Consider the following 26,343-nt stretch of genomic DNA (forward strand, 5'->3'; position numbering starts at 1 on the left):
AGATGGCCCCATCTTTGTTCTTACATGTTTCTTCAGCCAAGGTGCCCACCGTGAGCGCGAACAACCCTCTTCTGCAGTCCTACGACCTGCCGCCGTTCTCGGCGATCCGTGCCGAGCACGTGCAACCGGCCATCGAACAGATCCTCGCCGACAACCGTGTTGCCATCGAAGGCATCCTGCAAAGCCAGGGTAAACATCCGACATGGGCTGGCCTGGTGCTGGCCATGGACGAATTGAATGACCGCCTGGGCGCCGCCTGGAGCCCGGTCAGCCACCTCAATGCCGTGTGCAACAGCGCTGAATTGCGCGAAGCCTACGAGGCTTGCCTGCCGGCGTTGAGCGCCTACTCCACCGAGATGGGCCAGAACCGCGCACTGTTCCAGGCCTTCGAAGCCTTGGCCAACAGCCCCGAGGCTGCCAATTTCGACGTGGCGCAAAAAACTATCCTTGAGCACTCGCTGCGCGACTTCCGCCTGTCGGGTATCGATTTGCCGCCTGAGCAGCAAAAGCGCTACGCCGAAGTGCAAAGCAAGCTGTCCGAGCTGGGCAGCAAATTTTCCAACCAACTGTTGGATGCCACCCAGGCCTGGACCAAGCACGTCACCGATGAAGCCACCCTCGCCGGCCTGACCGACTCGGCCAAGGCGCAAATGGCCGCCGCCGCCCAGGCCAAAGGCCTCGATGGCTGGCTGATCACCCTGGAGTTCCCCAGCTACTACGCGGTAATGACCTACGCCCACGACCGCGCCCTGCGCGAAGAGGTTTACGCGGCCTACTGCACCCGCGCGTCGGACCAAGGCCCGAATGCCGGTAAGAATGATAACGGCCCGGTGATGGAACAGATCCTCGACCTGCGTCAGGAGCTGGCCCAACTGCTGGGCTATGCGTCGTTCTCCGAGTTGAGCCTGGCGACCAAAATGGCCGAGTCCAGCGACCAGGTGCTGAGCTTCCTGCGCGACCTGGCCAAGCGCAGCAAGCCGTTTGCCGCCCAGGACCTGCAACAGCTCAAGGCGTATGCCGCCGAACAAGGCTGTGCCGATCTGCAAAGCTGGGACAGTGGTTTCTACGGCGAAAAGCTCCGCGAGCAGCGCTACAGCGTGTCCCAGGAAGCCCTGCGCGCCTACTTCCCGATCGACAAAGTGTTGGGCGGCCTGTTTGCCATCGTTCAGCGCCTGTACGGCATCGAGATTGCCGAGCAAAAAGGTTTCGACACCTGGCACCCGGACGTTCGCCTGTTCGAAATCAAGGAAAATGGCCAGCACGTCGGCCGCTTTTTCTTCGACCTGTACGCCCGCGCCAACAAGCGTGGCGGCGCCTGGATGGACGGCGCGCGTGACCGTCGCCGCACGGTTGACGGCGTGCTGCAAAGCCCGGTGGCTAACCTGGTGTGCAACTTCACCCCGGCCGACAGCGGCAAGCCTGCCCTGCTGACCCACGATGAAGTGACCACGCTGTTCCACGAATTCGGCCACGGCCTGCATCACCTGCTGACCCGTGTCGAACACGCCGGCGTTTCCGGCATCAACGGCGTGGCCTGGGATGCAGTGGAATTGCCGAGCCAGTTCATGGAGAACTGGTGCTGGGAGCCGGAAGGCCTGGCGCTGATCTCCGGTCATTATGAAACCGGCGAGCCGCTGCCCCAGGACCTGCTGGAAAAAATGCTTGCGGCGAAGAACTTCCAGTCCGGCCTGATGATGGTGCGCCAGCTCGAATTCTCGCTGTTCGACTTCGAGCTGCATGCCACCCACGGCGATGGCCGCAGCGTTGCGCAAGTGCTTGAAGGCGTGCGCGATGAGGTCTCGGTCATGCGTCCACCGGCGTACAACCGCTTCCCTAACAGCTTCGCGCACATCTTTGCCGGCGGGTACGCGGCGGGTTACTACAGCTACAAGTGGGCGGAAGTACTGTCGGCGGATGCCTTCTCCAAGTTTGAAGAAGACGGCGTGCTGAACGCCGAGACCGGCCGCGCCTTCCGCGAAGCCATTCTGGCGCGCGGCGGTTCGCAGGCCCCGATGGTGCTGTTCGTCGACTTCCGCGGACGTGCGCCGTCGATTGACGCACTCTTGCGCCACAGCGGCCTGAGTGAGGACGCGGCAGCATGAGCGAAGGGCCTGTGATTACCAAAAAGCAATTTATCGCCGGGGCGGTCTGCCCGGCGTGCAGTGAGCCAGACAAGTTGAAGATGTGGACCGAAGACAACGTGCCGCACCGCGAATGTGTGGCCTGCGGTTATACCGATACGTTGAATGACCAAGGTCTGTCGGTGCCCAAGGAGTTGGGCACGCGGGTGAATACATCGGCATTGAAAGCGCCGGACCCGAAGGTGCAGGCCGTGCAGTTTTTTCCCAATCCTAAGCTGAAAAAAGACTGACGCCCATCAGGGTGTCAGCACCAGTTCAGCGTCTTTTTTGGTGTCGACACGGCTGCTATTGGCCGTGTTGAGCCAACTGTTCATCGAGCACAGGGCAAACGCACTGGTGCTGCAATCGCCATTCGCCAAGGCCGTACGCAATTTGTCGACATCGGCTTTCATCATGTAGCGAACACTGTCCCTGAAACCGTTGCTGGTACCAAAACCGCCCAGGGTCATTTCGTTCAGCGCATCTTCCTTGCTCCAGCCCTGGATCACCACGCGGTACATCGCCGCCATCAGACCTGTGCGGTCCGAGCCGTGTTTGCAGTGCATCAGCACCGGGCCTTTGATTTCTGCATCCTGGATGGCCCTTAATGCCGCGAGCACGTCCGAATCGTCGACGTGATTGGTGCGATACGTCAGCTGCACCTGTTTGATATCAGATGTCTTTAGCCACGTCGCATCAGATTCCGGCAGAAAGTTGATCACCGTGGCGATCTTCAGATTTTCCAATACGGGAAGCGCATTGCTGTTGGGCAGCGCGCTGCGATACAGCGTGGGCGTCATTTGGTGCAGATTGAACTGGTCGCCCACAGGCTGAGCCCACTCCGGTGAGCGTAGGGAAGAGGCGCCGTCAGCCCGGGCGTGCGCGGTGGCGAACAAGGCCAGGAACGCCATGCCGAGGGCAGGCAGCAATCGAATCTCGAACATGCGCGTTGTAACCGAATAGGGAAATGGCTGATGGGCCAAAGATTCGCCTACGCGGGGTCAATGCGGCGTGAGGTACTCGTCAAAGAATCGTGAAGACCGATCTGATCTGCTGTTTTTCTCGCTGAACCGATTCTTCTCAATTCTTAGCCTGCTATCATTTGTAACTATTGTTTGCCACTGTGTTCTATCCCTTTGGATCCCATTTCCTGGCAAGCCTTCACGCTGCTCCCAGAAGCGGCTGATAAACCCGTGACCACATGATGAGGTGCACCCATGTCTGATCAAGATCAAGACAACCCCCGGCGTGATTTTTTGCGCAAATCCTTGACCTTGATCCCGGTGGTCACGGTTGCCAGCACCGGCTTTGGTGGTTCGATGCTGATGGCCACGCCGGAACCGGTGCAGGCTGCCGAGGCTAAACCGCCGGTCAGCGACAAAGCCTACGAACCGAGCTACTTCACCGCCGAAGAGTGGGCGTTTCTCAACGCCGCGGTCGCGCGTTTGATTCCCGCTGATGCCCAAGGCCCTGGCGCCCTGGAGGCCGGTGCGCCGGAGTACATCGACCGCCAGATGAACACGCCTTACGCCGCGGGCGCGCTGTGGTTCATGCAGGGCCCGTTCAACGCCGATGCGGCCCCGGAGATGGGCTGGCAGAGCAAGCTGGTGCCCAAGGATATTTATCGCCTGGGCATTGCCGCGACGGATGCGTGGTCGAAGGCGTTCAACGGCAAGGCCTTTGCTGCGCAAGACAGCGCTACCCAAGACGATATGCTGCGTCGCCTTGAAGCAGGGGGCAGCGAAGTGGCTGCGCACTTTGAGACGGTGCCGGCAAAGATGTTCTTCAACCTGCTGCTGCAAAACACCAAGGAAGGGTTCTTCTGCGACCCGATCCACGGCGGCAACAAAGGCATGGTTGGCTGGACCATGATCGGCTTCCCCGGCGCCCGCGCCGACTTTATGGACTGGGTTGAACGCAACGAGCAATACCCCTTCCCGGCTGTTTCCATTCGCGGCGAGAGGGCATAAACGTGGCGACCATCATGAAGAAAGTGGACGCGGTAATCGTGGGCTTCGGCTGGACCGGCGCGATCATGGCCAAGGAACTCACGGAAGCTGGCCTCAACGTGGTAGCGCTGGAGCGCGGCCCGATGCAGGACACCTACCCGGACGGCAACTATCCGCAGGTCATCGACGAATTGACCTACAGCGTGCGTAAAAAACTCTTCCAGGACATCTCCAAAGAAACGGTGACCATTCGCCATAGCGTGAATGACGTCGCCCTGCCCAACCGCCAGCTGGGTGCGTTTCTGCCGGGCAATGGCGTGGGCGGCGCGGGCCTGCACTGGTCGGGTGTGCACTTTCGTGTCGACCCTATCGAGTTGCGCATGCGCAGCCACTACGAAGAGCGCTACGGCAAAAACTTCATTCCCAAGGACATGACCATCCAGGACTTCGGCGTCAGCTACGAAGAGCTGGAACCGTTTTTCGACTACGCGGAAAAAGTCTTCGGCACCTCCGGCCAGGCCTGGACCGTAAAAGGTCAGGTGGTGGGCGAAGGCCGTGGTGGCAACCCGTATGCGCCGGATCGCTCCAACCCGTTCCCGTTGGAGTCGCAGAAAAACACCGTCTCCGCACAGCTGTTTCAGAAAGCGGCCGCCGAGGTTGGTTACAAGCCCTACAACCTGCCGTCTGCCAATACGTCGGGGCCGTACACCAACCCCTACGGCGCACAGATGGGCCCGTGCAACTTCTGCGGTTTCTGCAGCGGTTATGTGTGCTACATGTACTCCAAGGCTTCGCCGAATGTGAACATCCTGCCGGCGCTGCGTCAGGTACCGAACTTTGAGCTGCGGGCCAATTCCCACGTGCTCAAGGTCAACCTCGACAGCACCAAGAGCAAGGCCACCGGCGTGACCTATATCGACGCCCAGGGTCGCGAATGCGAGCAGCCGGCTGACCTGGTGATCATCGGCTCTTTCCAGTTCAACAATGTGCGCCTCATGTTGCTCTCGGGTATCGGCAAACCCTACGACCCGATTACCAATGAGGGCGTGGTGGGCCGCAACTTCGCCTACCAGAACATGGGCACCATCAAAGCCTTCTTCGACAAGGACACCCACACCAATAACTTCATCGGTGCAGGCGGCAACGGCGTGGCCCTTGATGACTTCAACGCGGACAACTTCGACCACGGGCCACACGGTTTCGTCGGCGGTTCGCCGATGTGGGTCAACCAGGCAGGCAGCCGCCCGATTGCCGGTACGTCCAACCCACCCGGTACGCCGGCCTGGGGCAGTGCGTGGAAACGCGCCACCGCCGATTACTACACCCACCAGGTGTCGATGGACGCCCACGGCGCGCACCAGTCCTACCGGGGCAACTACCTGGATCTGGACCCGGTGTACCGCGATGCCTACGGCCTCCCATTGCTGCGGATGACGTTTGACTGGCAGGAAAACGACATCAAGATGAACCGCTTCATGATGGAGAAAATGGGCAAGGTCGCCGAAGCGATGAACCCCAAGGCCATTGCTGTGCTCGGCAAAAAGGTCGGTGAGCACTTCAACACAGCGGCCTACCAGACCACTCACCTCAACGGTGGCGCGATCATGGGCACCGACCCGAAAACCAGTGCGTTGAACCGCTACCTGCAGAGCTGGGACGTACACAACGTGTTTGTCCCAGGCGCGTCAGCTTTCCCACAAGGCTTGGGCTACAACCCTACCGGCCTGGTGGCGGCACTGACCTATTGGTCGGCGCGGGCGATCCGCGAGCAGTACCTGAAAAACCCCGGCCCACTGGTTCAGGCATAAGGAGCGATGACCATGAAAGCACTTGTTATCGCCTCCCTGGCCCTCTTGAGCAGCTGTTCGGTAAGCGCCGCTGAAACCGACCTGGTCAAGCAGGGTGAATACCTGGCCCGCGCCGGTGACTGCGTGGCCTGCCACACCGCCAAGGGTGGCAAACCCTTTGCCGGCGGGCTGCCGATGGAAACTCCGATCGGCGTGATCTACTCCACCAACATCACCCCGGACAAGACCGGCCTGGGCGACTACAGCTTCGAAGATTTCGACAAGGCCGTGCGCCATGGCGTCGCCAAGAACGGTAGTACGCTTTACCCGGCGATGCCCTATCCGTCTTACGCGCGTGTCAGCGACAGCGACATGCAGGCGTTGTATGCCTACTTCATGAAGGGTGTGGAGCCGGTCGCCCAAGAGAACAAGGACAGCGATATTCCCTGGCCCTTGAGCATGCGCTGGCCGTTGGCGGCCTGGCGCTGGATGTTTGCGCCGGCCGTTGAGGAGCATCCGGCACAGCCGGCCGCCGATCCGGTGGTCAGCCGGGGCGCGTATCTGGTTGAAGGCTTGGGACACTGCGGTGCCTGCCATACGCCGCGCGCCCTGACCATGCAGGAAAAAGCCCTCAGCGCCACTGACGGCAACGCCTTCCTGTCCGGCAGCGCGCCGTTGGAAGGCTGGATCGCGAAAAGCCTGCGTGGCGATCACAAGGACGGCCTCGGCAGCTGGAGCGAAGAGCAACTGGTGCAATTCCTCAAGACCGGCCGCAGTGATCGCAGCGCCGTGTTTGGCGGTATGAGCGATGTGGTGGTGCACAGCATGCAGTACATGTCGCAGGACGACCTGACCGCTATCGCCCGCTACCTCAAAAGCCTGCCGGCGGTGGATCCCAAGGATCAGCCGCATCAGTACGACAAACAGGTCGCCGAGGCGTTGTGGAAAGGTGACGACAGCAAGCCGGGCGCGTCGGTGTACATCGACAATTGCGCGGCGTGCCACCGCACCGATGGCCATGGCTATACGCGGGTGTTCCCGGCGCTGGCGGGTAACCCGGTGTTGCAGACAGCGGATGCCACGTCGCTGATCAACATTGTGTTGAACGGCGGCACCTTGCCGGCTACGCACACGGCGCCTTCGACGTTCACCATGCCGGCGTTTGCCTGGCGGTTGTCGGACCAGGAAGTGGCGGATGTAGTCAGTTTCGTCCGCGGCAGCTGGGGTAACAAAGGCGCGCCAGTAAAAGCCAGCGACGTGGCGGACCTGCGCAAGAGCGATATGCGCACCACCTCGGGCGATGACCTGGGGCAAGTGACGCAAAAGCATTGACCGCCAGACGGCACTGGTCATAACCATCACGCCCCTTTACTGTATATAAAAACAGTATTGGGGCGTTTTCATGTCTACACCTTTACCGCCCCGTGGCCGGGGCACGGCCACCAACCTGCATAATCGCTTTGCGCCTACCGTCAGTGTGGCCGAGGATGACGGCTGGTTTCAGGAAGTGCCGCCTACCCAAGGCACCGAAGTGCGCATCGAAACGGCCAAAAGCATCATCACCCGCAATAACTCGCCGGACCTGCCGTTCGATCGCTCGATCAACCCCTATCGCGGCTGCGAGCACGGTTGCATCTACTGCTACGCGCGGCCCAGTCACGCCTACTGGGACATGTCGCCGGGGCTGGATTTCGAAACCAAGCTGATCGCCAAGACCAATGCCGCCCAGGTGCTGGAGCAACAGCTGTCGAAGCCGGGGTATGTGTGCGCGCCGATCAATCTGGGCTCCAATACCGACCCTTACCAGCCCATCGAGCGCGAGTACACGATCACCCGGCAGACCCTCGAAGTGCTGCTGCGCTACCGCCACCCGGTGACCATCATCACCAAGGGCTCGCTGATTTTGCGTGACCTCGACCTGCTGACCGAGCTGGCCCGGCAGCGGCTGGTGGCAGTGATGATCAGCCTCACCAGCCTGGACGATGAGCTCAAGCGCATTCTGGAACCGCGCACGGCGGCGCCCAAGGCGCGGTTGCGGGCGATTCGGGTAATGCGTAAGGCCGGCATTCCGGTGGGCGTGTTGTGTTCACCGATGATTCCGATGATCAACGACAGCGAGCTCGAAAGTCTGCTGACCGAAGCCCACGCGGCGGGTGCCCAAAGTGCGGCCTACATGATGCTGCGCCTGCCGCTGGAGGTGGCGCCGCTGTTCGAGGAGTGGCTGGCGGCGCATTACCCGCAGCGGGCGGCCCATGTGATGAGCCTGGTACGCCAGGTGCGCGGGGGTGAGGTGTATGACAGCCGCTTCGGTGTGCGCATGCGGGGTGAGGGGCCGTTCGCCGATCTGCTGGCGCAGCGCTTCAGCAAGGCGATCAAGCGCCTGGGGCTTAATCGCCGGGAAGGGTTTAATCTGGATTGCACGGCGTTCTGCCCACCGGGCAGGCAGATGGCATTGTTGTAAACTGACGACGAAGAGCGCGATAGGTCTGTAGGAATAGTCGCGTTTTGATATCACTGAAACCCGCGATCTAGAGCGGTTCATTCAGTTTGAGTTAAGTTTCGACGGTTACCTTGTTCAGCGAGTGACGGGTGGGTCGAAACCGTGGTCTTCAGCGTTTTACAACTAATCCACTGGCCCAGCGTCGAAATGACCTGAACACTCTCCCTGCATTAATCAAGAGGATGAATCATGAGTGACAAGGATAAACAGCCGTTGGCTGCGTCGGCTTCAGCCCCTCAGGTGGCCGAATCCGCCGATGCAGCGCTAAAGCACATCGTTGACGGCTTTTTGCATTTCCATCACGACGTCTTCCCCCAGCAGGAAGAACTCTTCAAAAAACTCGCCACGGCCCAGAGCCCACGGGCGATGTTTATCACCTGTGCCGATTCGCGGATCGTGCCTGAGCTGATCACCCAAAGCTCCCCTGGCGACCTGTTCGTCACGCGTAACGTCGGCAACGTGGTGCCGCCCTACGGACAGATGAACGGCGGCGTTTCCACGGCCATCGAGTACGCGGTTCTCGCCCTGGGCGTGCAGCACATTATCGTGTGCGGGCATTCCGACTGCGGCGCCATGCGCGCGGTACTCAACCCCCAGAGCCTGGAAAAAATGCCGACAGTCCGGGCTTGGCTGCGTCATGCCGAGGTCGCCAAGTCGATGGTTGAGGACAACTGCGACTGCGCCAATGAAGGCGAAAGCATGAAGGTGCTGACCGAAGAAAACGTCATCGCCCAGTTGCAGCATTTGCGCACCCACCCTTCCGTGGCCTCACGCATGGCCAATGGTCATTTGTTTATCCATGGCTGGATCTACAACATCGAGACCAGCGAAATTCGAGCCTACGATGCAGATCAGGCGGCATTTCGACCGCTGAGCGGCGACGGCCCCATCCCTTGCGCGACGCCTAAAGCGCGCTTCTAAAACACTTCCCTGCCGGGTAATGCGGTGGCTGCCATGGATGCAGCCAGGCATTGCCGCGCCCGGCGAATGCCTTGGGAGAGTCATTATGCGTGCTGCTCAATTGAAAGCTGTATTGCCTCGGGAGCTGCTCGCGTCCGTGGTTGTGTTTCTGGTCGCCCTGCCCTTGTGCATGGGCATCGCGATTGCGTCTGGCATGCCGCCGGCCAAAGGGCTGATCACCGGGATCATCGGTGGCCTGGTGGTGGGTTGGCTGGCTGGGTCGCCGCTGCAAGTCAGCGGGCCCGCCGCAGGTTTGGCAGTGTTGGTGTTCGAACTGGTGCGCCAGCACGGCATGATGATGCTCGGCCCTATTCTGTTGCTGGCGGGGTTCCTGCAATTGGTCGCCGGGCGATTGCGTCTGGGCTGCTGGTTCCGTGTCACGGCGCCGGCGGTGGTGTACGGCATGCTGGCGGGGATCGGCGTGCTGATTGTGCTGTCGCAGGTCCATGTGATGCTCGACGGCGCGCCCAAGCCTTCCGGGCTGGATAACCTGGCGGGCTTCCCGGCCGCCGTGGTTGAGGCGATGCCGACCCTGGGCGGTGGCCTTGGCTGGCAAGCGGGTTTGCTGGGGCTGTCGACGATGCTGGTGATGTACCTGTGGGATAAATTACGCCCGCAAAAACTGCGATTTGTGCCAGGCGCGTTGTTGGGCGTGGGCTTGGCGACGGTCACCAGCCTGGTGCTGGCGTTGCAGGTCAAGCGTGTGGAAGTCCCGGAAAACCTTGCCGATGCCATTGACTGGCTACGCCCCAGCGACTTGCTGAACCTGGCCGATCCGCAACTGTTGATCGCCGCGTTCGCCGTGGCCTTTATCGCCAGTGCCGAAACCCTGCTGTCGGCTGCTGCGGTTGACCGCATGCACAGCGGTCAGCGCTCCGATTTCGACAAGGAATTGTCCGCACAAGGTGTAGGCAACATGCTTTGTGGCCTGGTCGGCGCGCTGCCGATGACCGGCGTGATCGTGCGCAGCTCGGCCAACGTGCAGGCCGGTGCGACCACGCGCTTGTCGGCGATGTTCCACGGTGTATGGCTGCTGGGGTTCGTGCTGCTGCTGTCGAGCGTGCTGCAAAGCATCCCGGTGGCGAGCTTGGCGGGCGTGCTGGTGTACACCGGGATCAAGCTGGTGGACGTGAAAGCGTTTCGCGCCTTGGGCCGATACGGGCGGATGCCGATGTTCACCTATGCCGCGACGGCGCTGGCGATCATCTTTACCGATTTGCTGACCGGTGTACTGGTGGGCTTCGGGCTGACGTTGGTCAAGTTGGCCTTCAAGGCGTCGCGACTGAAAATCAGCCTGATCGACCTGCCCCAGGACGGTGAGATGGAGTTGCGCCTGACCGGTGCGGCGACCTTCCTGAAAGTGCCGGCACTGACCCAAGTGCTGTCGACGGTGCCTGCGGGGACCGCGTTGCACGTGCCGCTGAGCAACTTGAGTTACATCGACCATTCCTGCCTGGAATTACTCGAGGAATGGGGCCGGGCCAATGCGGCCAAGGGCTCACAACTGGTAATCGAGGCGCGCGGCTTGAAGCGCAGGCTTGAAGGCCGGGTGCGCACGACCGTGGGGATAGGTTCGGCGCCCGTCTGAACACCACAAACCAATGTGGGAGCCGGGCTTGCCCGCGATTAAAGGCGTGTCAGTCAACCCATTAACTGACTGATCCACCGCCATCGCGGGCAAGCCCGGCTCCCACAGTGATTGCTGTGCAGTCCGCACGTTTACGCCGGCTGATCCAACGCCAGCTCAACGCCCAACTGACGCGACAGGCACGGCCAGCGCTTCCACGCCGCTTCCGTGTTCGGGCTCTTGAGCGTCTCGCGGTAAGCCTCGACCGACTCCAGCGCAAAGCTGTCTTCGTTGAGCATTTCATCCACCGCCAAATGCACGGCTTCGTCCAACTGGTTGGCAAATGCTTCGCCGATCAGCTGATGAGCGATCAAGTTGGCCACGGTGGTGTCCGCCGGAATCAACGGCTGACCAAAGTGCTTGATGTACAGATCGTTGACTTCTTCTACCAGGCGATGGGCCAGGTAGGCCTCGTCCAACAGGCCGTCGAGGCCTTCGTGGCCAGCAAGAATCGCGGGCGGTTGCAGGAAGAAATGCTCGGCGATTTTCAGTACCGGCTTGATCTGGCTTTCGATGCCAGCTTCGCGGGCCACGTCATTGGCGGCTTCCAGCAAGTCAGGGACAAGCTCGATATAGGCGGTAACAAAACGGGTCATGACAATGTTGCGATCACCGTCAGCCAGGGAAATGGCCGAATGCAGGTGCGGCAATTGTTTTTCCAGTTGCTGGGCAAGCTGGCCAGTGCTGGCTTCGTGTTGATGGGCACGGGAAATCTGCTCGCGCAATGCGGCGGTGTTCATGAAAGCTCCAGTGAAACAGGCGTGGGAAAAGGGAAAGGACAAGGTAGCTCGTTTATACGAGGGCCTAAGACGCGTTTGTCATAATTATTTCATGGTTATGCGCATGCGTTATATCGAATCGCCATCGTTCGTCGGATAAACGTTTGCGCCCCCGTATTTATTGGGCCCGCCCGTCTGTTTGTGCTCATTTGCCCCTACACATTGCGGGGTTGCCCCGGCTGTCTATACTCGATTTTGTACGCAATTAGCTGATGACGCCCAACTGCATGAAGCAGGCAAGGCTTGGCGGTTGTAAGCAGTATGGAAGCCGCTCCCTTCGCCGCAGGTGCAAACCGGCGGGATAACAAGAAACATAAAGGGGAACCCGCAATGACGCGACATCCACACGTTTGGATGGGCCTACTGTTGTGTTCGGTATTCGGCCAGGCGCACGCCGCCTGGACAACGAATATGGCGCCAGGGGCTACTGAAGTCAGTCACGCCGTGTTTGACCTGCACATGACCATCTTCTGGATTTGTGTGGTGATCGGCATTGTCGTGTTTGGCGCGATGTTCTGGTCGATGATCCTGCACCGCCGGTCCACGGGCCAGGTGGCTGCCAAATTTCACGAGAGCACGACCGTGGAAATCCTCTGGACCGTGGTGCCCCTGCTGATCCTGGTAGCGATGGCCATTCCGGCGACCAAGACCCTGATCAACATCTACGACAGCACCGAGTCGGATATCGATATCCAGGTCACCGGTTACCAGTGGAAGTGGCATTACAAATACCTGGGCCAGGACGTGGAATTCTTCAGCAACCTGGCCACGCCCGCCGAGCAAATCCATAACCAGGCCACCAAGGGCGAGCACTATCTGCTCGAAGTCGATCAGCCTTTGGTGCTGCCGGTGGGCGCCAAAGTGCGCTTTCTGGTGACTGCCGCCGACGTGATCCATTCGTGGTGGGTGCCGGCCTTTGCGGTCAAGCGCGACGCCATTCCCGGCTTCGTCAACGAGGCCTGGACGCGCATCGAGAAGCCCGGCATCTACCGTGGCCAGTGCGCAGAATTGTGCGGTAAGGACCACGGCTTCATGCCGATTGTGGTCGAGGTCAAATCCCAGGCCGACTACGACACTTGGCTCGGCGAGCGCAAGGCAGAAGCGGCCAAGCTTAAAGAGCTGACCTCCAAAGAATGGACGCTCGAAGAGCTGGTGGCGCGTGGCGACAAGGTCTACCACACCACCTGCGTGGCCTGTCACCAGGCTGAGGGCCAAGGCCTGCCGCCGATGTTCCCGGCGCTCAAAGGTTCGCCGATCGCCACCGGGCCTAAGGAAGATCACCTGCACCGCGTGTATTTCGGCAAGCCCGGCACCGCCATGGCCGCCTTCGGCAAACAGCTGTCGGAAGTGGACATCGCCGCCGTGGTGACCTACGAACGCAACGCCTGGGGCAACAACAAAGGCGACATGGTCACGCCCAAAGACGTGCTGGCTTTGAAACAGGCGGAAAGCAAATGACGGCCTCAACTGCGTATGCCCTGAACCGCACAGCCCATTCCTTTGCAGGAGAACGGCCATGAGCACTGTGATCGATGACCATGGTCACGCCGACCATGCCCATGGCCCCGCTAAAGGCCTGATGCGCTGGGTGCTGACCACCAACCACAAAGACATCGGCACGATGTACCTGTGGTTCGCCTTCACCATGTTCCTGCTTGGCGGCTCGTTCGCCATGGTGATCCGCGCCGAGCTGTTCCAGCCCGGCCTGCAGATCGTGCAGCCGGCGTTCTTCAATCAGATGACCACCATGCACGGCCTGATCATGGTGTTTGGCGCGGTGATGCCTGCTTTCGTGGGCCTGGCCAACTGGATGATCCCGCTGATGATCGGCGCGCCGGACATGGCCCTGCCGCGCATGAACAACTTCAGTTTCTGGCTGCTGCCAGCGGCGTTCCTGCTGCTGGTTTCCACGTTGTTCACACCCGGCGGCGGGCCGAATTTCGGCTGGACCTTCTACGCCCCGCTGTCCACCACCTACGCGCCCGAAAGTGTGACGTTCTTTATCTTTGCCATCCACCTGATGGGCATCAGCTCGATCATGGGCGCGATCAACGTGGTCGCGACCATTCTCAACCTGCGCGCGCCGGGCATGACTCTGATGAAAATGCCACTGTTCGTGTGGACCTGGTTGATCACCGCGTTCCTGTTGATCGCGGTGATGCCGGTGCTGGCCGGCTGCGTGACCATGATGCTGATGGACATCCACTTCGGCACCAGCTTCTTCAGCGCCGCCGGTGGCGGTGACCCGGTGCTGTTCCAGCATGTGTTCTGGTTCTTCGGCCACCCCGAGGTGTACATCATGATCCTGCCGGCCTTCGGCGCCGTCAGCTCGATCATCCCGACCTTCTCGCGCAAGCCGCTGTTCGGCTACACCTCGATGGTCTACGCCACGGCGAGCATCGCGTTCCTGTCGTTCATTGTGTGGGCGCACCACATGTTCGTGGTCGGCATCCCGCTGGTGGGCGAGCTGTTCTTCATGTACGCCACGCTGCTGATCGCCGTACCGACGGGCGTGAAGGTGTTCAACTGGGTCAGCACCATGTGGCAAGGCTCGCTGACCTTCGAGACGCCGATGCTGTTCGCCGTGGCCTTCGTGATCCTGTTCACCATTGGCGGCTTTTCGGGGCTGATGCTGGCGATTGCTCCAGCGGACTTTCAGTACCACGACACCTACTTTGTGGTGGCGCATTTCCATTACGTACTGGTGCCTGGCGCGATCTTCGGCATCTTCGCTTCGGCCTACTACTGGCTGCCTAAATGGACTGGGCACATGTACGACGAAACCCTGGGCAAGCTGCACTTCTGGCTGTCCTTCATCGGCATGAACATGGCGTTCTTCCCGATGCACTTCGTGGGGCTGGCCGGCATGCCGCGCCGGGTACCGGACTACAACCTGCAGTTTGCCGACTTCAACATGGTCTCCTCGATTGGTGCATTCATGTTTGGCGCCACGCAGATCTTCTTCTTGTTCATCGTCATCAAGTGCATCCGCGGCGGCCCGCCGGCGCCCGCCAAGCCGTGGGATGGTGCCGAAGGTTTGGAGTGGAGCATCCCCTCGCCCGCGCCGTATCACACGTTCACCACGCCGCCGGAGGTCAAGTGAATACCCGGTTCGCCATGCCTGTACAAATCCCCTGTGGGAGCGGGCTTGCTCGCGAGAGCGGTGTTTCAGTCGCCGCAAATGGGGCCTGGCCTACCGCATTCGCGAGCAAGCCCGCTCCCACATTGTCCGCGTTCGGTTCAGGTGATCGCCATGCTTGAGTCCATCCCCATCAAGCGCCTCGTCACCCGCCTGCTGATTCTGGTGGTGGCAATGTTCGCCTTCGGCTTCGCCCTGGTGCCGATTTACGACGTGATGTGCAAGGCGTTCGGCATCAACGGCAAGACCGCCGGGCAGTACGAAGGTGAGCAAATCGTCGACCCCACGCGCCAGGTGCGAGTGCAGTTTCTGTCGACCAATGCCATCGACATGGTGTGGGAGTTTCATTCCAAGGCTGACGAAGTGGTGGTCAACCCCGGCGCGGTCACCGAGATGCTGTTCGTCGCCTACAACCCCACCGACAAGGTCATGAAAGCCCAGGCAGTACCGAGCATTTCCCCGGCCGAAGCGGCGATGTACTTCCACAAGACCGAGTGCTTTTGCTTCACCCAGCAAGTGCTGCAGCCCGGTCAGCGGATTGAAATGCCGGTGCGTTTTATCGTCGACCGCGACATGCCCAAGGATGTGAAGCATTTGACCCTGGCGTACACGCTGTTTGACATCACTGCGCGCCAACCGCCGGTGGCCGTCCATACCGGCGGCTAGCTACTGTTTGCCCCCTCAATCAGGAGAGCGAATACATGTCGTCTCATGATACGTACTACGTACCAGCGCAAAGCAAATGGCCAATAATTGCCACCTTGGGCATGCTCACCACCGTGTACGGTTTGGCTGTGTGGTTCAACGATCTGAAGGCGGCGCGCCCGGAATCCCACGGGCCGTGGATCTTTTTCGTTGGTGGGCTGCTGCTGGCCTACATGCTGTTCGGCTGGTTTGGCGCGGTGATCAAGGAAAGCCGCGCCGGTTTGTACAGCCCGCAGATGGACCGCTCGTTTCGCTGGGGCATGACCTGGTTCATCTTTTCCGAGGTGATGTTCTTCGTCGCGTTCTTTGGCGCACTGTTTTATGTGCGGCACATGTCGGGGCCATGGCTGGGCGGTGAAGGGCACAAGGGCATCGCGCACATGCTGTGGCCGAACTTTCAGTTCACCTGGCCGCTGCTCAACAACCCTGACCCAAAAATGTACCCGCCACCGGAGGGCACCATCAGCCCCTGGGGCTTGCCGCTGATCAACACGGTCTTGCTGGTCAGCTCCAGCGTCACCATCACCCTCGCCCACCATGCCTTGCGCAAGGGCCATCGCGGCGCACTGAAAATCTGGCTGGCGCTGACCGTGCTGCTGGGCTGGGCGTTCCTGGCCTTCCAGGCCGAGGAGTACATGCATGCCTACAAAGAACTGGGCCTGACCCTCGGCTCGGGCGTGTACGGCGCAACCTTCTTCATGCTCACGGGCTTTCACGGCGCCCACGTGACCATCGGCACCATCATTCTGTTCGTGATGCTGATGCGCATCCTGCGCGGGCATTTCAATGCCGAGCACCAGTTTGGTTTCGAGGCAGCCAGCTGGTATTGGCACTTTGTGGATGTGGTGTGGATCGGCCTGTTCTTCTTCGTTTATGTGCTGTAAGGCGCCTTACCACGGCGCGTGAGACACCAGCTGGCCGCTGAAAAAGCCCCAGGCGATCAAGCCCACGGTGATCGCGGCCAGTACGACACGCACGGTCAAGGCGGTGACGAGGCGGTTGGAGTTGCCCTCGTCCTTGACCAGAAAGAACAAGCCACTGAACAGGCTCACGACAGTCGCGATCAGCATCAGGGCAATGGCTGCTTTGAGCATGGTCAGGTTCCCTTCGGATGGGCGGGCAATGAAAACAAGTATAGCCAGCGCCATAAAAGACTTTCGCCCAGGACTCGCACCCACGCTGGTGGTGCTGGTGCTGCTGCCGTTGATGGTAGGCCTGGGGTTCTGGCAACTGGCGCGCGGCCATGAAAAACAGTTGCTGGTGGACAGTTACGCCGAACGCCGCGTGGCCGACCCCATCAGCAGTGTCCAGCTCAATGAGATGCCCGACCCCGCCTTTCGCCGCGTGCGCCTGCGCGGCCAGTTCGACGCCGAGCACAGCGTGTTGCTCGACAACCGCATGCGCGACGGCAAGGCCGGCGTCGAGTTGCTGCAACCCTTTCACGAGCAGGCCAGCGGCCAGTGGCTGTTGCTCAATCGAGGCTGGCTGCCGTGGCCAGACCGGCGTACGCCACCAGCCTTCACTACACCCGATCAGCCGTTGAACCTCGACGCGTGGGTCTACGTCGCCCCCGGTGAAACCTTCCAACTGCACGCTGACCCGGCCACCACGCAATGGCCGCGCCTGCTCACCGCGCTGCATCCCGCCGCACTGTGGGCTGAGTTAGGGCGTGGCGGCTTTGCCTACGAACTGCGCGCCGAACCCGGCCCGGGCACGTACGACACCACGTGGCCGGTGGTCGCCATGGGCCCGGAAAAACATTTGGGGTACGCCGTGCAGTGGTTCGCCATGGCCTTGGCGCTGCTGGCGCTTTACCTCTACCTCGGATGGCACAACAAAAAGGAGAAGTCCCATGGGAGCGGCCATGAATCCACCCAGCATGTCTGAGGCGCCCGACCGGCGCAAAGGCCGCTGGCAGCTGATCTTGATCCTGATGATGGTGGTCGGCCCGATGGCGCTGGCCACGTTCATGTACAAGTTGCAGTTCTGGGTGCCGGACAGCCGCAGCTACCACGGCGAACTGATCGGTAACGGCCAGACCCGCGCCGACATTGGCGTGCAGGCCGATGAAGATCGCTGGCAACTGCTGGTCACCGCGCCCACTGCCTGCGCCGCTGAGTGCCAGCAGTTGGTGTACCTGGCGCGCCAGCTGCAAATCAGCCTGGGCCGTGATGCCTCGCGCGCCAGCCATGCCTTGGCCAGCGCGCAGCCAGTGAGCACCGCCTACGAGACCAAGCTCAAGGCCGAATACCCGCAACTGCAACGCTACCCGCTGGACCTGTCGACCTTCACCAGGGACGCCGCCGCACCCGGCGATGCGCAACTGTGGATCGTCGACCCACACGGCAATCTGGTGCTGCGCTACGACGCCAAGGTCAAGGGCAAGGACCTGCTCAACGACCTGCGCTTGCTGCTGAAACTGTCGAACATCGGATAAGGGCATCGTCATGGCCAAACCTGGATTTCGCCTCGCGTTGTTTGCCACCTTGCTGGCGCTGATCGTTGTGCTGCTCGGCGCCTATACGCGCCTGACCCACGCCGGCCTCGGTTGCCCGGACTGGCCCGGCTGCTACGGTTTTATCAGCGTGCCGCAGAGCGAAGCCCAGCTGGCGCATGCCGAGCTGCATTTTCCCGACACACCGGTGCAGGCTGACAAGGGCTGGGCAGAGATGACCCATCGCTACTTTGCCGGCACCTTGGGTTTGCTCATCGTGCTGTTGGCGGCGCGTTCGTGGAGCCATCGGCGTGATCCGGGCCAGCCGGTGAAATTGCCGCTGTTTGTGTTGGCGGTGGTGTTCGCCCAGGCCGCGTTTGGCATGTGGACGGTGACATTGAAGTTGTGGCCGCAAGTTGTAACGGGCCATCTGCTCGGCGGTTTTGCCACCTTGAGCTTATTGTTTCTGCTGACCCTGCGACTGTCTGGCGTGTTGCCCGCGTTGATCGTGCCCAAGCGCCTGCAATATTGGGCCACGGCCGGGCTGGTGTTGGTGATCGGCCAGATTGCGCTGGGCGGCTGGGTGAGTTCCAACTATGCGGCGGTGGCCTGTGTCGACCTGCCCACCTGCCATGGTGAGTGGTGGCCGGCGGCGGACTTTGCGAACGGCTTTCACCTCACCCAGCATATCGGCCCCAATTACCTCGGCGGCCAGCTCGACAGTGAAGCGCGTACCGCTATCCACCTGACCCACCGCCTGGGCGCGATGCTGGTGACACTGGTGCTGTTGGGGCTGGCCTGGCAATTGCGCGCAGTGGGCATGACGCGACTGGCGGGCTTGTTGCTGATCGCCCTGGCGGTGCAAATCAGCCTGGGGGTGAGCAATGTGGCGTTCGGCTTGCCGCTGCCGGTGGCGGTCGGCCACAACGCAGGCGGCGCAGCGTTGCTGCTGACATTGGTGCTGGTCAATTACCACGCGCGTACCAGCCTGGTCCGGGTGCGCCATCAGTTGCCGTTCGGCTGGCGCTTTATTCCACGCAAACACGTTTCGGGCCTCATCACCCTTAAAGGAGAGACGCCATGGCGACCTTGATCGACGCGCGCCGCGATCAGGCGATCTGGCGAGACTATTTGGAACTGACCAAGCCAAAAGTGGTGGTGCTGATGCTCATCACCTCCTTGGTGGGCATGTTCCTCGCCACCCGCGCCGGGGTGCCATGGGCGGTGCTGATTTTTGGCAACCTGGGCATTGCACTGTGTGCCGGCGGTGCGGCGGCGGTCAACCATGTGGTGGATCGGCGCATCGATGCGGTGATGGCGCGCACACATAAGCGGCCGATGGCCGAAGGGCGGGTGTCGCCGGTGGCCGCCCTGGCCTTTGCTTTGTTTCTGGCTGTTGCAGGTTTGGCCCTGTTGCTGGCGTTTACCAACCCTTTGGCGGCGTGGCTGACGCTGGCCTCGCTGCTCGGTTATGCGGTGATCTACACCGGCTTTCTCAAGCGCGCCACGCCACAAAATATCGTCATCGGTGGCCTCGCTGGCGCGGCGCCGCCGCTGCTGGGCTGGGTTGCCGTTACCGGGCATGTCAGCGCCGAGCCGCTGCTGCTGGTGCTGATCATCTTCGCCTGGACCCCGCCGCACTTCTGGGCCCTGGCCATTCACCGCAAGGAGGAATACGCCAAGGCCGACATCCCGATGCTGCCGGTCACCCACGGCGAGCATTACACCAAGGTGCACATCCTGCTCTACACCTTCGCCCTGCTGGCAGTAAGCCTGATGCCGTATGTGATTCACATGAGCGGCCTGCTGTACCTGGCGTGTGCGCTGGTGTTGGGCGCGCGCTTTCTGCAATGGGCCTGGGTGCTGTACCGTGGCAGCCAGCCGCACGCGGCGATCAACACCTTCAAGTACTCTATCTGGTACCTGTTTGTGCTGTTTATCGCCCTGCTCGTAGACCACTACTTACTGTTGAACCTATGACTCGAACTCAAAAAACCGTCTTTATCCTGGTGGCCATCGTCGCGTTGATCATGGGCCTGACCGTCAACAAAGTGCTGAACAGCAAGGGCCAGGGCGACCCTACTGCGCTGATCGACGCGGGCATCATCCTGCTGCCGCAAAGCCGCCAGCTGCCGCCGGTGACCATGACAGACCAGAACGGCCAGCCGGTGGTGGTCAACGAGTTGAAAGGCAAATGGAGCCTGCTGTTTTTCGGCTATACCTTCTGCCCCGACATCTGCCCCACCACCCTCGCCCAGCTGCGCCAGATCAAGAGCGAGCTGCCCAAAGAGGCGGTGGATAAGTTGCAGGTGATTCTGGTCAGCGTCGACCCGAACCGCGACACCCCGGCTCAGCTCAAGCAATACCTGGGCTACTTCGATCCGCAGTTCGAAGGCCTGACCGGCGCGAATGTGGACGATGTGCAGAAGGTCTCGAATGCGGTGAGCATCCCGTTTATTCCAGCGGATACCAGCAAGCCCAACTACACCGTCGACCACAGCGGCAACCTGGCGCTGATCGGACCGGACGGCACGCAGCGCGGGTTTATTCGTGCGCCGCTGAACAATCAAAAGCTGGTGGCGCAGTTGCCGGGGTTGCTGCAGCGGAAATAACAGGCACCGCACCATACATGTGGGAGCTGGCGTGCCGGCGATGGCGGTGGTTCAGGGGCTAATAGGCTGACTGACCTACCGTCATCGCCCGCAAGCCAGCTCCCACAGTGCTTTGTGCAAGGGTTGAACAATGCGTAAGCAGGCAAGTGTGCTGGCCTGATCTTCCAAGCCATGCAAAAACAAATGTGGGAGGGGGCTTGCCCCCGAAGGCGGTGGTTCAGTCGATAAATTCGGTGACTAACACAGCGCTTTCGCGAGCAAGCCCGCTCCCACAGGGGGTTAGTGCAAGGTTTGAGCGATGCGTAAGCAGTTAAGAGTACGAGCCTGATCTTCCAAGCAACGCAAAAACAAATGTGGGAGGGGGCTTGCCCCCGAAGGCGGTGGTTCAGTCAATAAATTCGGTGACTGACACAGCGCTTTCGCGAGCAAGCCCGCTCCCACAGGGGGTTAGTGCAAGGTTTGAGCGATGCGTAAGCAGTTAAGAGTGCGAGCCTGATCTTTCAAGCAGCACACAACAAATGTGGGAGGGGGCTTGCCCCCGAAGACGGTGGTTCAGTCAATAAATTCGGTGACTGACACAGCGCTTTCGCGAGCAAGCCCGCTCCCACAGGGGGTTTGTGCAAGGTTTGAGCGATGCGTAAGCAGTTAAGAGTGCGGGCCTGGTTTTTCAAGCAGCACACAACAAATATGGGAGGGGGCTTGCCCCCGAAGACGGTGGTTCAGTCGATAAATTCGGTGACTGACACAGCGCTTTCGCGAGCAAGCCCGCTCCCACATTTTTTGATCTTCAGTGTGTTGCAGATCGGGTCAGATCAGAACGCCGGCAGAATCGCGCCTTTGTACTTTTCAAGAATGAACGCTTTCACTTCCGGCGTGTGCAGGGCTGCAACCAGCTTCTTCACGGCGTCCGAGTCTTTGTTGTCTTCGCGGGTCACCAGGATGTTCACGTAAGGCGAGTCGTTGCCTTCGATCACCAGGGCGTCCTTGGATGGGTCCAGTTTGGCTTCCAGGGCGTAGTTGGTGTTGATCAGCGCCAGGTCGACCTGGGTCAGCACGCGCGGCAGTGTGGCGGCTTCCAGTTCGCGGAATTTCAGGTTTTTCGGGTTACCGGAGATGTCCTTGATGGTCGACAGGATGTTGGTCGGGTCCTTCAGGGTGATCAGGTTGTGCTTGGCCAGCAGCAGCAACGCGCGGCCACCGTTGGTGGCGTCGTTCGGGATCACGACATTGGCGCCATCCGGCAGGTCTTCGAGTTTTTTGTACTTGCTGGAGTAGGCGCCCAGAGGCTCCAGGTGCACGGCGCCGACGCTCACCAGGTGAGTGCCCTTGGCCTTGTTGAACTCATCCAGGTACGGCTGGTGCTGGAAGAAGTTGGCGTCCAGGCGCTTTTCAGCCACCTGTACGTTCGGCTGCACGTAGTCGGTGAAAACCTTGACCTGCAGGTCGACGCCTTCTTTGGCGAGTGCGGGCTTCACAAACTCCAGGATTTCCGCGTGCGGCACTGGCGACGCGGCGACCGTGAGGGTCTCGGCAGCGTGGGCGGAAAACGCGGCAACGGCGGCGAAAGCAACCAGTAGTTTTTTCATCCAGCAAGCTCCTTGTTCGGGCATGCGCCGGCGGGGGCCGGCCATGGCCGTTATTTTCGAGAAAAGTGCACCACCAGCTTATCGCCGACGGTTTGCAGAATTTGCACCAGGATCAACAGCATCACCACGGTGACAACCATCACGTCGGTCTGGAAGCGCTGGTAACCAAAGCGGATCGCCAGGTCGCCCAAGCCGCCGGCACCGACTACACCGGCCATGGCCGTGTAGGAAACCAGTGTAATGGCCGTCACCGTAATCGCAGCGAAAATACCGGGGCGGGCTTCGGGCAGCAGTGCATTGATGATGATCTGACGCGTGCTGGCACCCATGGACTGCGTGGCTTCGATGATGCCGCGGTCCACTTCACGCAGGGCGGTTTCCACCAGGCGCGCGAAGAACGGCGTCGCGCCTACGACCAGTGGCGGAATCGCACCGGCCACGCCCAGCGAGGTGCCGGTGATCAATATGGTGAACGGGATCATCACGATCAGCAGAATGATGAACGGCAGCGAACGCAGGATGTTCACGATCAGCGACAGCAGCGCGTACAGGCCTTTTTGTTCGAACAGTTGGCGCGGGCTGGTAAGAAACAGCAGCACACCCAGTGGCAGGCCGAGCAGGATGGTGAAGAACAGCGAACCGAGCAGCATGGTCATGGTGTCGCCGGTGGCGAGCCAGATCTCGGACCAGTCGATATTGGCGAAGAAACTCAACAGGATTTCCATTAGCGCAGAACCTCCATGTGGACGTCTGCCGCGGTAAAGCGGGCGAAGGCGGCGTCCATGTCCCCACCGGTCACGGCGAGGGTCAGTTGGCCGTAGGGAATGTCTTTGATGCGGTCAATACGACCGGCGAGGATGCTGTAGTCCACGCCTGTTTCGCGGGCGACGGTACCCAGCAGCGGCGCGTAGGTTGCTTCGCCCTGGAACGTCAGGCGCACGATACGGCCTGGTACGTTAGCGAAGTCATCGCGCTGCTCGCCTTCGTCGACCTGCTCGGCTTCTTGCACGAAGCGCTTGGTGGTCGGGTGCTTGGGGTGCAGGAACACATCGGCCACGGAGCCTTGCTCGACGATCACGCCGGCATCCATCACCGCCACTTGGTCGCACACGCGGCGGATCACGTCCATTTCATGGGTGATCAGCACGATGGTCAGCTTCAACTCGCGGTTGATCTCAGCCAGCAGTTGCAGCACCGAGGCGGTGGTTTGCGGGTCGAGGGCGCTGGTGGCTTCGTCGCACAGCAGGATCTTTGGCTTGGTTGCCAGGGCGCGGGCGATGCCGACGCGCTGCTTCTGGCCGCCGGACAACTGCGCCGGGTATTTCTTGGCGTGATCCGACAGGCCAACACGGGCGAGCAACTCAGCCACGCGCTGGTCGATTTCCTTGCGCGACAGTTCGCCAGCCAGCGTCAGCGGCAGCGCCACGTTGTCGGCGACGGTCTTGGAGGCAAGCAGGTTGAAGTGCTGGAAGATTATCCCGACTTGCTGGCGGAAACGGCGCAGGCCGTTGGCGTCCAGGGCGGTGACTTCTTCGCCGTCGACATTGATCTGGCCACCGCTGGGTTGCTCCAGGCGGTTGATCAGACGCAACAGGGTACTTTTTCCCGCACCGGAGTGGCCAATCAGGCCGAACACCTGGCCGTTTTCGACACGCAGGCTGGTGGGGTGCAGCGCGGGGATTTCCTTACCGGCAACGCGGTAGGTTTTATGGACGTTATGAAACTCGATCACGTAGCGAACCTTGTGGGGCGCATGGAAAAGGGATCAGCGGTTAGCCGGGCGCGCATTTTAGCCTGTCCGTATAGTGTTTCTTAGCATTTATTTCGCATTCAACCAGCGATTTGGCAATAACGCGATCAAAGGTCATAAAAAAGGAACGGTGCAAAACCGTGTCAGTCACTACTTAAGCAACTCAATTTCCCGGGTGCCGTGCCTGGGGGTTTGCTCAAACGAGCCGGGGACCGCTCTGGCCAATTTGATAAGGAGTTTTGACTGATGAGTACCAAGAAGCCAGCTACCCCGCCGAAGAGTGAACTCGCGGGCACCGACACCCTGGACCGTGGCAACACCAACGCCAAGCTGCAGGCCCTGGAAGAGTTCCGTTCCGACGCAACCGGCCAGGCGCTGCGCACCAATCAAGGTGTAAAGATTTCTGACAACCAGAACACCCTGAAAGTCGGCGCCCGTGGCCCATCGCTGCTGGAAGACTTCATCATGCGTGAAAAAATCACGCACTTTGACCATGAGCGTATCCCGGAGCGCATCGTGCATGCTCGCGGTACTGGCGCCCACGGCTACTTCCAGACGTATGAGAACCATTCGGCGCTGAGCAAGGCCGGTTTCCTGCGCAACCCCGAGCATAAAACGCCTGTGTTTGTGCGTTTCTCCACCGTGCAGGGCCCGCGCGGCTCGGGCGACACGGTGCGTGACGTGCGCGGTTTTGCCGTGAAGTTCTTCACCGACGAAGGTAACTTCGACCTGGTGGGCAACAACATGCCGGTGTTCTTTATTCAGGACGCGATCAAGTTTCCCGACTTCGTGCACGCGGTCAAACCTGAGCCGCATAACGAGATTCCTACCGGCGGTTCTGCCCACGACACGTTCTGGGATTTCGTCTCGCTGCAGCCAGAATCTGCGCACATGGTGCTGTGGGCCATGTCCGACCGTGCCATCCCCAAAAGCCTGCGCGCCATGCAGGGCTTTGGCATTCACACCTTCCGCTTGATCAATACTGAGGGTAAGTCGAGCTTTGTGAAGTTCCACTGGCATCCAAAAGTGGGCACCTGCTCGCTGGTGTGGGACGAAGCGCAAAAGCTTGCCGGTAAAGATACCGATTACCACCGTCGCGACCTGTGGGAAGCGATCGAGAGCGGCGACTACCCTGAGTGGGAACTGGGCGTGCAAATCGTTGCGGAAGAAGACGAGCACAAGTTCGACTTCGACCTGCTCGACCCGACCAAGATCATCCCTGAAGAGCTGGTGCCGATTACGCCGCTGGGCAAGATGGTGCTTAACCGTAACCCGGATAACTTCTTCGCTGAGGTTGAACAGGTCGCTTTTTGCCCAGGCCATATTGTGCCGGGTATCGACTTCACCAACGACCCACTGCTGCAAGGCCGTCTGTTTTCCTACACGGATACGCAGATCAGCCGTCTCGGTGGCCCGAACTTTCATGAGCTGCCGATCAATCGGCCGGTCACGCCGTTCCATAACGGCCAGCGCGACGCTCAGCATCGCACTGTGATCGACAAAGGCCGCGCTGCCTACGAGCCGAACTCGATTGATGGCGGCTGGCCGAAAGAAACGCCACCGGCTGCGCAGGATGGCGGTTTCGAGACCTATTACGAACGTGTCGACGCCAATAAAGTGCGTGAGCGCAGCGAGTCGTTTGGCGATCACTTCTCACAAGCGACGCTGTTTTTCCACAGCATGAGCCACCACGAGAAAGAGCACATCATCGCGGCGTACAGCTTCGAGTTGGGCAAGGTGGAGCGTGAGTTTATCCGCGCCCGTCAGGTCAACGAGATTCTGGCCAATATCGACCTGGAGCTGGCCAAGCGCGTAGCACAGAACCTCGGTTTGCCAGCGCCAACCAAAGGCACCGTGCCACCGCGTGAATCGTCGCTCAAAGAGTCGCCGGCGTTGAGCCAGGTGAACCTGCTGTCGGGCGATATCAAAACGCGCAAAGTCGCGATCCTCGCGGCTAACGGTGTGGACGGCGCGGCAATTGCTGCGTTGAAGAAAGCGCTGGAGGCTGAGGGCGCGCACGCCAAGTTGCTGGGGCCGACTTCGGCGCCGGTGACCACCGCCGATGGCAAGAGCCTGAAGGTGGATGCGTCGATGGAAGGCATGCCGTCGATTGCCTTTGACGCGGTGTTCGTGCCGGGCGGCGCCAAATCGGTGCAGGCATTGAGCGGGGACGGTGTGGCGTTGCACTTCCTGCTGGAGGCGTACAAGCACCTGAAGGCGATTACGGTTGCCAATGATGCCAAGCCGTTGCTGGATCTGCTGAAGCTTGAGGTGGATGCGGGGCTGATCGTGGGGTCGGATGCGAAAGCGTTCAAGGCGTTCTTCGCCGCGATTGCACAGCACCGGGTTTGGGATCGTGAGCCGAAGGCCAAGGCGATTCCGGCTTAATTCATTG

Annotated in this window: 24 protein-coding genes; 18 read left to right on the top strand and 6 right to left on the bottom strand. The window is 60.6% G+C overall.

What is annotated here, in order from left to right; genetic code table 11:
- Nucleotides 1-2 precede the first annotated feature (2 nt).
- Both prlC and AACU78_RS09905 read left to right on the top strand, forming a co-directional pair.
- On the top strand, nt 3-2,102 hold the full coding sequence (gene prlC / locus AACU78_RS09900) for an oligopeptidase A (RefSeq protein ID WP_177410055.1): 2,100 nt from the start codon (nt 3-5) through the stop codon (nt 2,100-2,102).
- Nucleotides 2,099-2,371 carry a YheV family putative zinc ribbon protein gene (locus AACU78_RS09905; RefSeq protein ID WP_065902760.1) on the top strand — a complete coding sequence of 91 codons (273 nt, stop codon included), beginning with the start codon at nt 2,099-2,101 and terminating at the stop codon, nt 2,369-2,371. Before prlC ends, AACU78_RS09905 begins: the two co-directional genes overlap by 4 nt.
- Nucleotides 2,372-2,377: 6 nt before the next feature.
- On the opposite strand, the gene AACU78_RS09910 is transcribed toward AACU78_RS09905, so the two are convergent.
- Nucleotides 2,378-3,064 carry a dual specificity protein phosphatase family protein gene (locus AACU78_RS09910; protein WP_106576010.1) on the bottom strand — a complete coding sequence of 229 codons (687 nt, stop codon included), beginning with the start codon at nt 3,062-3,064 and terminating at the stop codon, nt 2,378-2,380.
- A 273-nt stretch (nt 3,065-3,337) separates the two neighbouring features.
- Here AACU78_RS09910 and AACU78_RS09915 point away from each other — a divergent pair, with 273 nt between their 5' ends.
- The 6 genes from AACU78_RS09915 (at nt 3,338) to AACU78_RS09940 (ending at nt 10,904) form a co-directional block, all read left to right on the top strand.
- Complete coding sequence (locus AACU78_RS09915) at nt 3,338-4,090, top strand: gluconate 2-dehydrogenase subunit 3 family protein (protein ID WP_106576011.1); 753 nt, start codon at nt 3,338-3,340, stop codon at nt 4,088-4,090.
- A gap of 2 nt (nt 4,091-4,092) precedes the next feature.
- Complete coding sequence (locus tag AACU78_RS09920; RefSeq protein ID WP_106576012.1) at nt 4,093-5,877, top strand: GMC family oxidoreductase; 1,785 nt, start codon at nt 4,093-4,095, stop codon at nt 5,875-5,877.
- 12 nt (nt 5,878-5,889) lie between these two features.
- Entirely contained in the window at nt 5,890-7,188 is a 1,299-nt protein-coding gene (locus AACU78_RS09925; RefSeq protein ID WP_106576013.1) for a cytochrome c, read from the top strand.
- A gap of 70 nt (nt 7,189-7,258) precedes the next feature.
- Nucleotides 7,259-8,317 carry a PA0069 family radical SAM protein gene (locus AACU78_RS09930; RefSeq protein WP_158266152.1) on the top strand — a complete coding sequence of 353 codons (1,059 nt, stop codon included), beginning with the start codon at nt 7,259-7,261 and terminating at the stop codon, nt 8,315-8,317.
- 228 nt (nt 8,318-8,545) lie between these two features.
- Entirely contained in the window at nt 8,546-9,277 is a 732-nt protein-coding gene (locus AACU78_RS09935; protein WP_106576015.1) for a carbonic anhydrase, read from the top strand.
- An 85-nt stretch (nt 9,278-9,362) separates the two neighbouring features.
- Nucleotides 9,363-10,904, top strand: coding sequence for a SulP family inorganic anion transporter (locus tag AACU78_RS09940; protein WP_106576016.1), 1,542 nt, complete (start codon nt 9,363-9,365; stop codon nt 10,902-10,904).
- Between the two features lie 131 nt (nt 10,905-11,035).
- Here AACU78_RS09940 and AACU78_RS09945 read toward each other — a convergent pair whose 3' ends face one another.
- Complete coding sequence (locus tag AACU78_RS09945; RefSeq protein ID WP_106576017.1) at nt 11,036-11,683, bottom strand: hypothetical protein; 648 nt, start codon at nt 11,681-11,683, stop codon at nt 11,036-11,038.
- Between the two features lie 369 nt (nt 11,684-12,052).
- Here AACU78_RS09945 and coxB point away from each other — a divergent pair, with 369 nt between their 5' ends.
- The 4 genes from coxB to AACU78_RS09965 all read left to right on the top strand — a co-directional run bounded on the left by coxB (nt 12,053) and on the right by AACU78_RS09965 (nt 16,450).
- Complete coding sequence (coxB, locus tag AACU78_RS09950) at nt 12,053-13,180, top strand: cytochrome c oxidase subunit II (protein WP_106576018.1); 1,128 nt, start codon at nt 12,053-12,055, stop codon at nt 13,178-13,180.
- 58 nt (nt 13,181-13,238) lie between these two features.
- Entirely contained in the window at nt 13,239-14,825 is a 1,587-nt protein-coding gene (ctaD, locus tag AACU78_RS09955; RefSeq protein ID WP_106576019.1) for a cytochrome c oxidase subunit I, read from the top strand.
- Nucleotides 14,826-14,975: 150 nt separating this feature from the next.
- Nucleotides 14,976-15,527, top strand: a complete 552-nt coding sequence (locus AACU78_RS09960; RefSeq protein WP_106576020.1) for a cytochrome c oxidase assembly protein — start codon at nt 14,976-14,978, stop codon at nt 15,525-15,527.
- Between the two features lie 35 nt (nt 15,528-15,562).
- Complete coding sequence (locus tag AACU78_RS09965) at nt 15,563-16,450, top strand: cytochrome c oxidase subunit 3 (RefSeq protein ID WP_106576021.1); 888 nt, start codon at nt 15,563-15,565, stop codon at nt 16,448-16,450.
- Nucleotides 16,451-16,456: 6 nt separating this feature from the next.
- On the opposite strand, the gene AACU78_RS09970 is transcribed toward AACU78_RS09965, so the two are convergent.
- Nucleotides 16,457-16,660 (bottom strand): twin transmembrane helix small protein, encoded by a 204-nt coding sequence (locus tag AACU78_RS09970; RefSeq protein WP_016969525.1) that lies wholly within the window; start codon nt 16,658-16,660, stop codon nt 16,457-16,459.
- 28 nt (nt 16,661-16,688) lie between these two features.
- Here AACU78_RS09970 and AACU78_RS09975 point away from each other — a divergent pair, with 28 nt between their 5' ends.
- Genes AACU78_RS09975 through AACU78_RS09995 form a run of 5 tightly spaced genes read left to right on the top strand, consistent with a single transcriptional unit; the run spans nt 16,689 to nt 20,612 of the window.
- On the top strand, nt 16,689-17,453 hold the full coding sequence (locus tag AACU78_RS09975) for an SURF1 family protein (protein WP_106576022.1): 765 nt from the start codon (nt 16,689-16,691) through the stop codon (nt 17,451-17,453).
- Nucleotides 17,419-18,003, top strand: a complete 585-nt coding sequence (locus AACU78_RS09980; RefSeq protein WP_106576081.1) for a hypothetical protein — start codon at nt 17,419-17,421, stop codon at nt 18,001-18,003. The genes AACU78_RS09975 and AACU78_RS09980 overlap by 35 nt, the downstream gene beginning before the upstream one ends.
- Nucleotides 18,004-18,013: 10 nt before the next feature.
- Nucleotides 18,014-19,093, top strand: coding sequence for a COX15/CtaA family protein (locus tag AACU78_RS09985; protein ID WP_106576023.1), 1,080 nt, complete (start codon nt 18,014-18,016; stop codon nt 19,091-19,093).
- Nucleotides 19,081-19,980, top strand: coding sequence for a heme o synthase (gene cyoE / locus AACU78_RS09990; protein WP_106576024.1), 900 nt, complete (start codon nt 19,081-19,083; stop codon nt 19,978-19,980). The genes AACU78_RS09985 and cyoE overlap by 13 nt, the downstream gene beginning before the upstream one ends.
- Complete coding sequence (locus AACU78_RS09995; RefSeq protein ID WP_106576025.1) at nt 19,977-20,612, top strand: SCO family protein; 636 nt, start codon at nt 19,977-19,979, stop codon at nt 20,610-20,612. Before cyoE ends, AACU78_RS09995 begins: the two co-directional genes overlap by 4 nt.
- Before the next feature lie 812 nt (nt 20,613-21,424).
- Here the strand turns inward: AACU78_RS09995 and AACU78_RS10000 are convergent.
- The 3 genes from AACU78_RS10000 to AACU78_RS10010 are packed head-to-tail and all read right to left on the bottom strand — an operon-like array spanning nt 21,425 to nt 23,930.
- The gene (locus AACU78_RS10000; RefSeq protein WP_106576026.1) at nt 21,425-22,198 is read right to left on the bottom strand and encodes a MetQ/NlpA family ABC transporter substrate-binding protein; all 774 of its coding nucleotides are present in this window, start codon (nt 22,196-22,198) and stop codon (nt 21,425-21,427) included.
- A gap of 50 nt (nt 22,199-22,248) precedes the next feature.
- Entirely contained in the window at nt 22,249-22,923 is a 675-nt protein-coding gene (locus tag AACU78_RS10005; RefSeq protein ID WP_106576027.1) for a methionine ABC transporter permease, read from the bottom strand.
- On the bottom strand, nt 22,923-23,930 hold the full coding sequence (locus tag AACU78_RS10010; RefSeq protein WP_106576028.1) for a methionine ABC transporter ATP-binding protein: 1,008 nt from the start codon (nt 23,928-23,930) through the stop codon (nt 22,923-22,925). Before AACU78_RS10010 ends, AACU78_RS10005 begins: the two co-directional genes overlap by 1 nt.
- A 264-nt stretch (nt 23,931-24,194) precedes the next feature.
- Between AACU78_RS10010 and katE the strand changes: the two genes are divergently transcribed.
- Nucleotides 24,195-26,336, top strand: coding sequence for a catalase HPII (gene katE, locus AACU78_RS10015; protein WP_106576029.1), 2,142 nt, complete (start codon nt 24,195-24,197; stop codon nt 26,334-26,336).
- The last annotated feature ends 7 nt before the right edge of the window (nt 26,337-26,343 follow it).

Source organism: Pseudomonas sp. R9.37 (assembly GCF_963878885.1).
Classification (GTDB): Bacteria; Pseudomonadota; Gammaproteobacteria; order Pseudomonadales; family Pseudomonadaceae; genus Aquipseudomonas.

Coding starts and splice junctions, on each gene's coding strand:
- AACU78_RS09965 (WP_106576021.1), top strand. CDS start 15,563: ATGTCGTCTCATGATACGTACTACGTACCAGCGCAAAGCAAATGGCCA.
- ctaD (WP_106576019.1), top strand. CDS start 13,239: ATGAGCACTGTGATCGATGACCATGGTCACGCCGACCATGCCCATGGC.
- AACU78_RS09995 (WP_106576025.1), top strand. CDS start 19,977: ATGACTCGAACTCAAAAAACCGTCTTTATCCTGGTGGCCATCGTCGCG.
- AACU78_RS09925 (WP_106576013.1), top strand. CDS start 5,890: ATGAAAGCACTTGTTATCGCCTCCCTGGCCCTCTTGAGCAGCTGTTCG.
- cyoE (WP_106576024.1), top strand. CDS start 19,081: ATGGCGACCTTGATCGACGCGCGCCGCGATCAGGCGATCTGGCGAGAC.
- AACU78_RS09915 (WP_106576011.1), top strand. CDS start 3,338: ATGTCTGATCAAGATCAAGACAACCCCCGGCGTGATTTTTTGCGCAAA.
- AACU78_RS09975 (WP_106576022.1), top strand. CDS start 16,689: ATGAAAACAAGTATAGCCAGCGCCATAAAAGACTTTCGCCCAGGACTC.
- AACU78_RS09940 (WP_106576016.1), top strand. CDS start 9,363: ATGCGTGCTGCTCAATTGAAAGCTGTATTGCCTCGGGAGCTGCTCGCG.
- AACU78_RS09985 (WP_106576023.1), top strand. CDS start 18,014: ATGGCCAAACCTGGATTTCGCCTCGCGTTGTTTGCCACCTTGCTGGCG.
- AACU78_RS09945 (WP_106576017.1), bottom strand. CDS start 11,683: ATGAACACCGCCGCATTGCGCGAGCAGATTTCCCGTGCCCATCAACAC.
- katE (WP_106576029.1), top strand. CDS start 24,195: ATGAGTACCAAGAAGCCAGCTACCCCGCCGAAGAGTGAACTCGCGGGC.
- AACU78_RS09960 (WP_106576020.1), top strand. CDS start 14,976: ATGCTTGAGTCCATCCCCATCAAGCGCCTCGTCACCCGCCTGCTGATT.
- AACU78_RS09970 (WP_016969525.1), bottom strand. CDS start 16,660: ATGCTCAAAGCAGCCATTGCCCTGATGCTGATCGCGACTGTCGTGAGC.
- coxB (WP_106576018.1), top strand. CDS start 12,053: ATGACGCGACATCCACACGTTTGGATGGGCCTACTGTTGTGTTCGGTA.
- AACU78_RS09980 (WP_106576081.1), top strand. CDS start 17,419: ATGGGAGCGGCCATGAATCCACCCAGCATGTCTGAGGCGCCCGACCGG.
- AACU78_RS09905 (WP_065902760.1), top strand. CDS start 2,099: ATGAGCGAAGGGCCTGTGATTACCAAAAAGCAATTTATCGCCGGGGCG.
- AACU78_RS10005 (WP_106576027.1), bottom strand. CDS start 22,923: ATGGAAATCCTGTTGAGTTTCTTCGCCAATATCGACTGGTCCGAGATC.
- AACU78_RS10000 (WP_106576026.1), bottom strand. CDS start 22,198: ATGAAAAAACTACTGGTTGCTTTCGCCGCCGTTGCCGCGTTTTCCGCC.
- AACU78_RS09910 (WP_106576010.1), bottom strand. CDS start 3,064: ATGTTCGAGATTCGATTGCTGCCTGCCCTCGGCATGGCGTTCCTGGCC.
- AACU78_RS09935 (WP_106576015.1), top strand. CDS start 8,546: ATGAGTGACAAGGATAAACAGCCGTTGGCTGCGTCGGCTTCAGCCCCT.
- AACU78_RS09930 (WP_158266152.1), top strand. CDS start 7,259: ATGTCTACACCTTTACCGCCCCGTGGCCGGGGCACGGCCACCAACCTG.
- prlC (WP_177410055.1), top strand. CDS start 3: ATGGCCCCATCTTTGTTCTTACATGTTTCTTCAGCCAAGGTGCCCACC.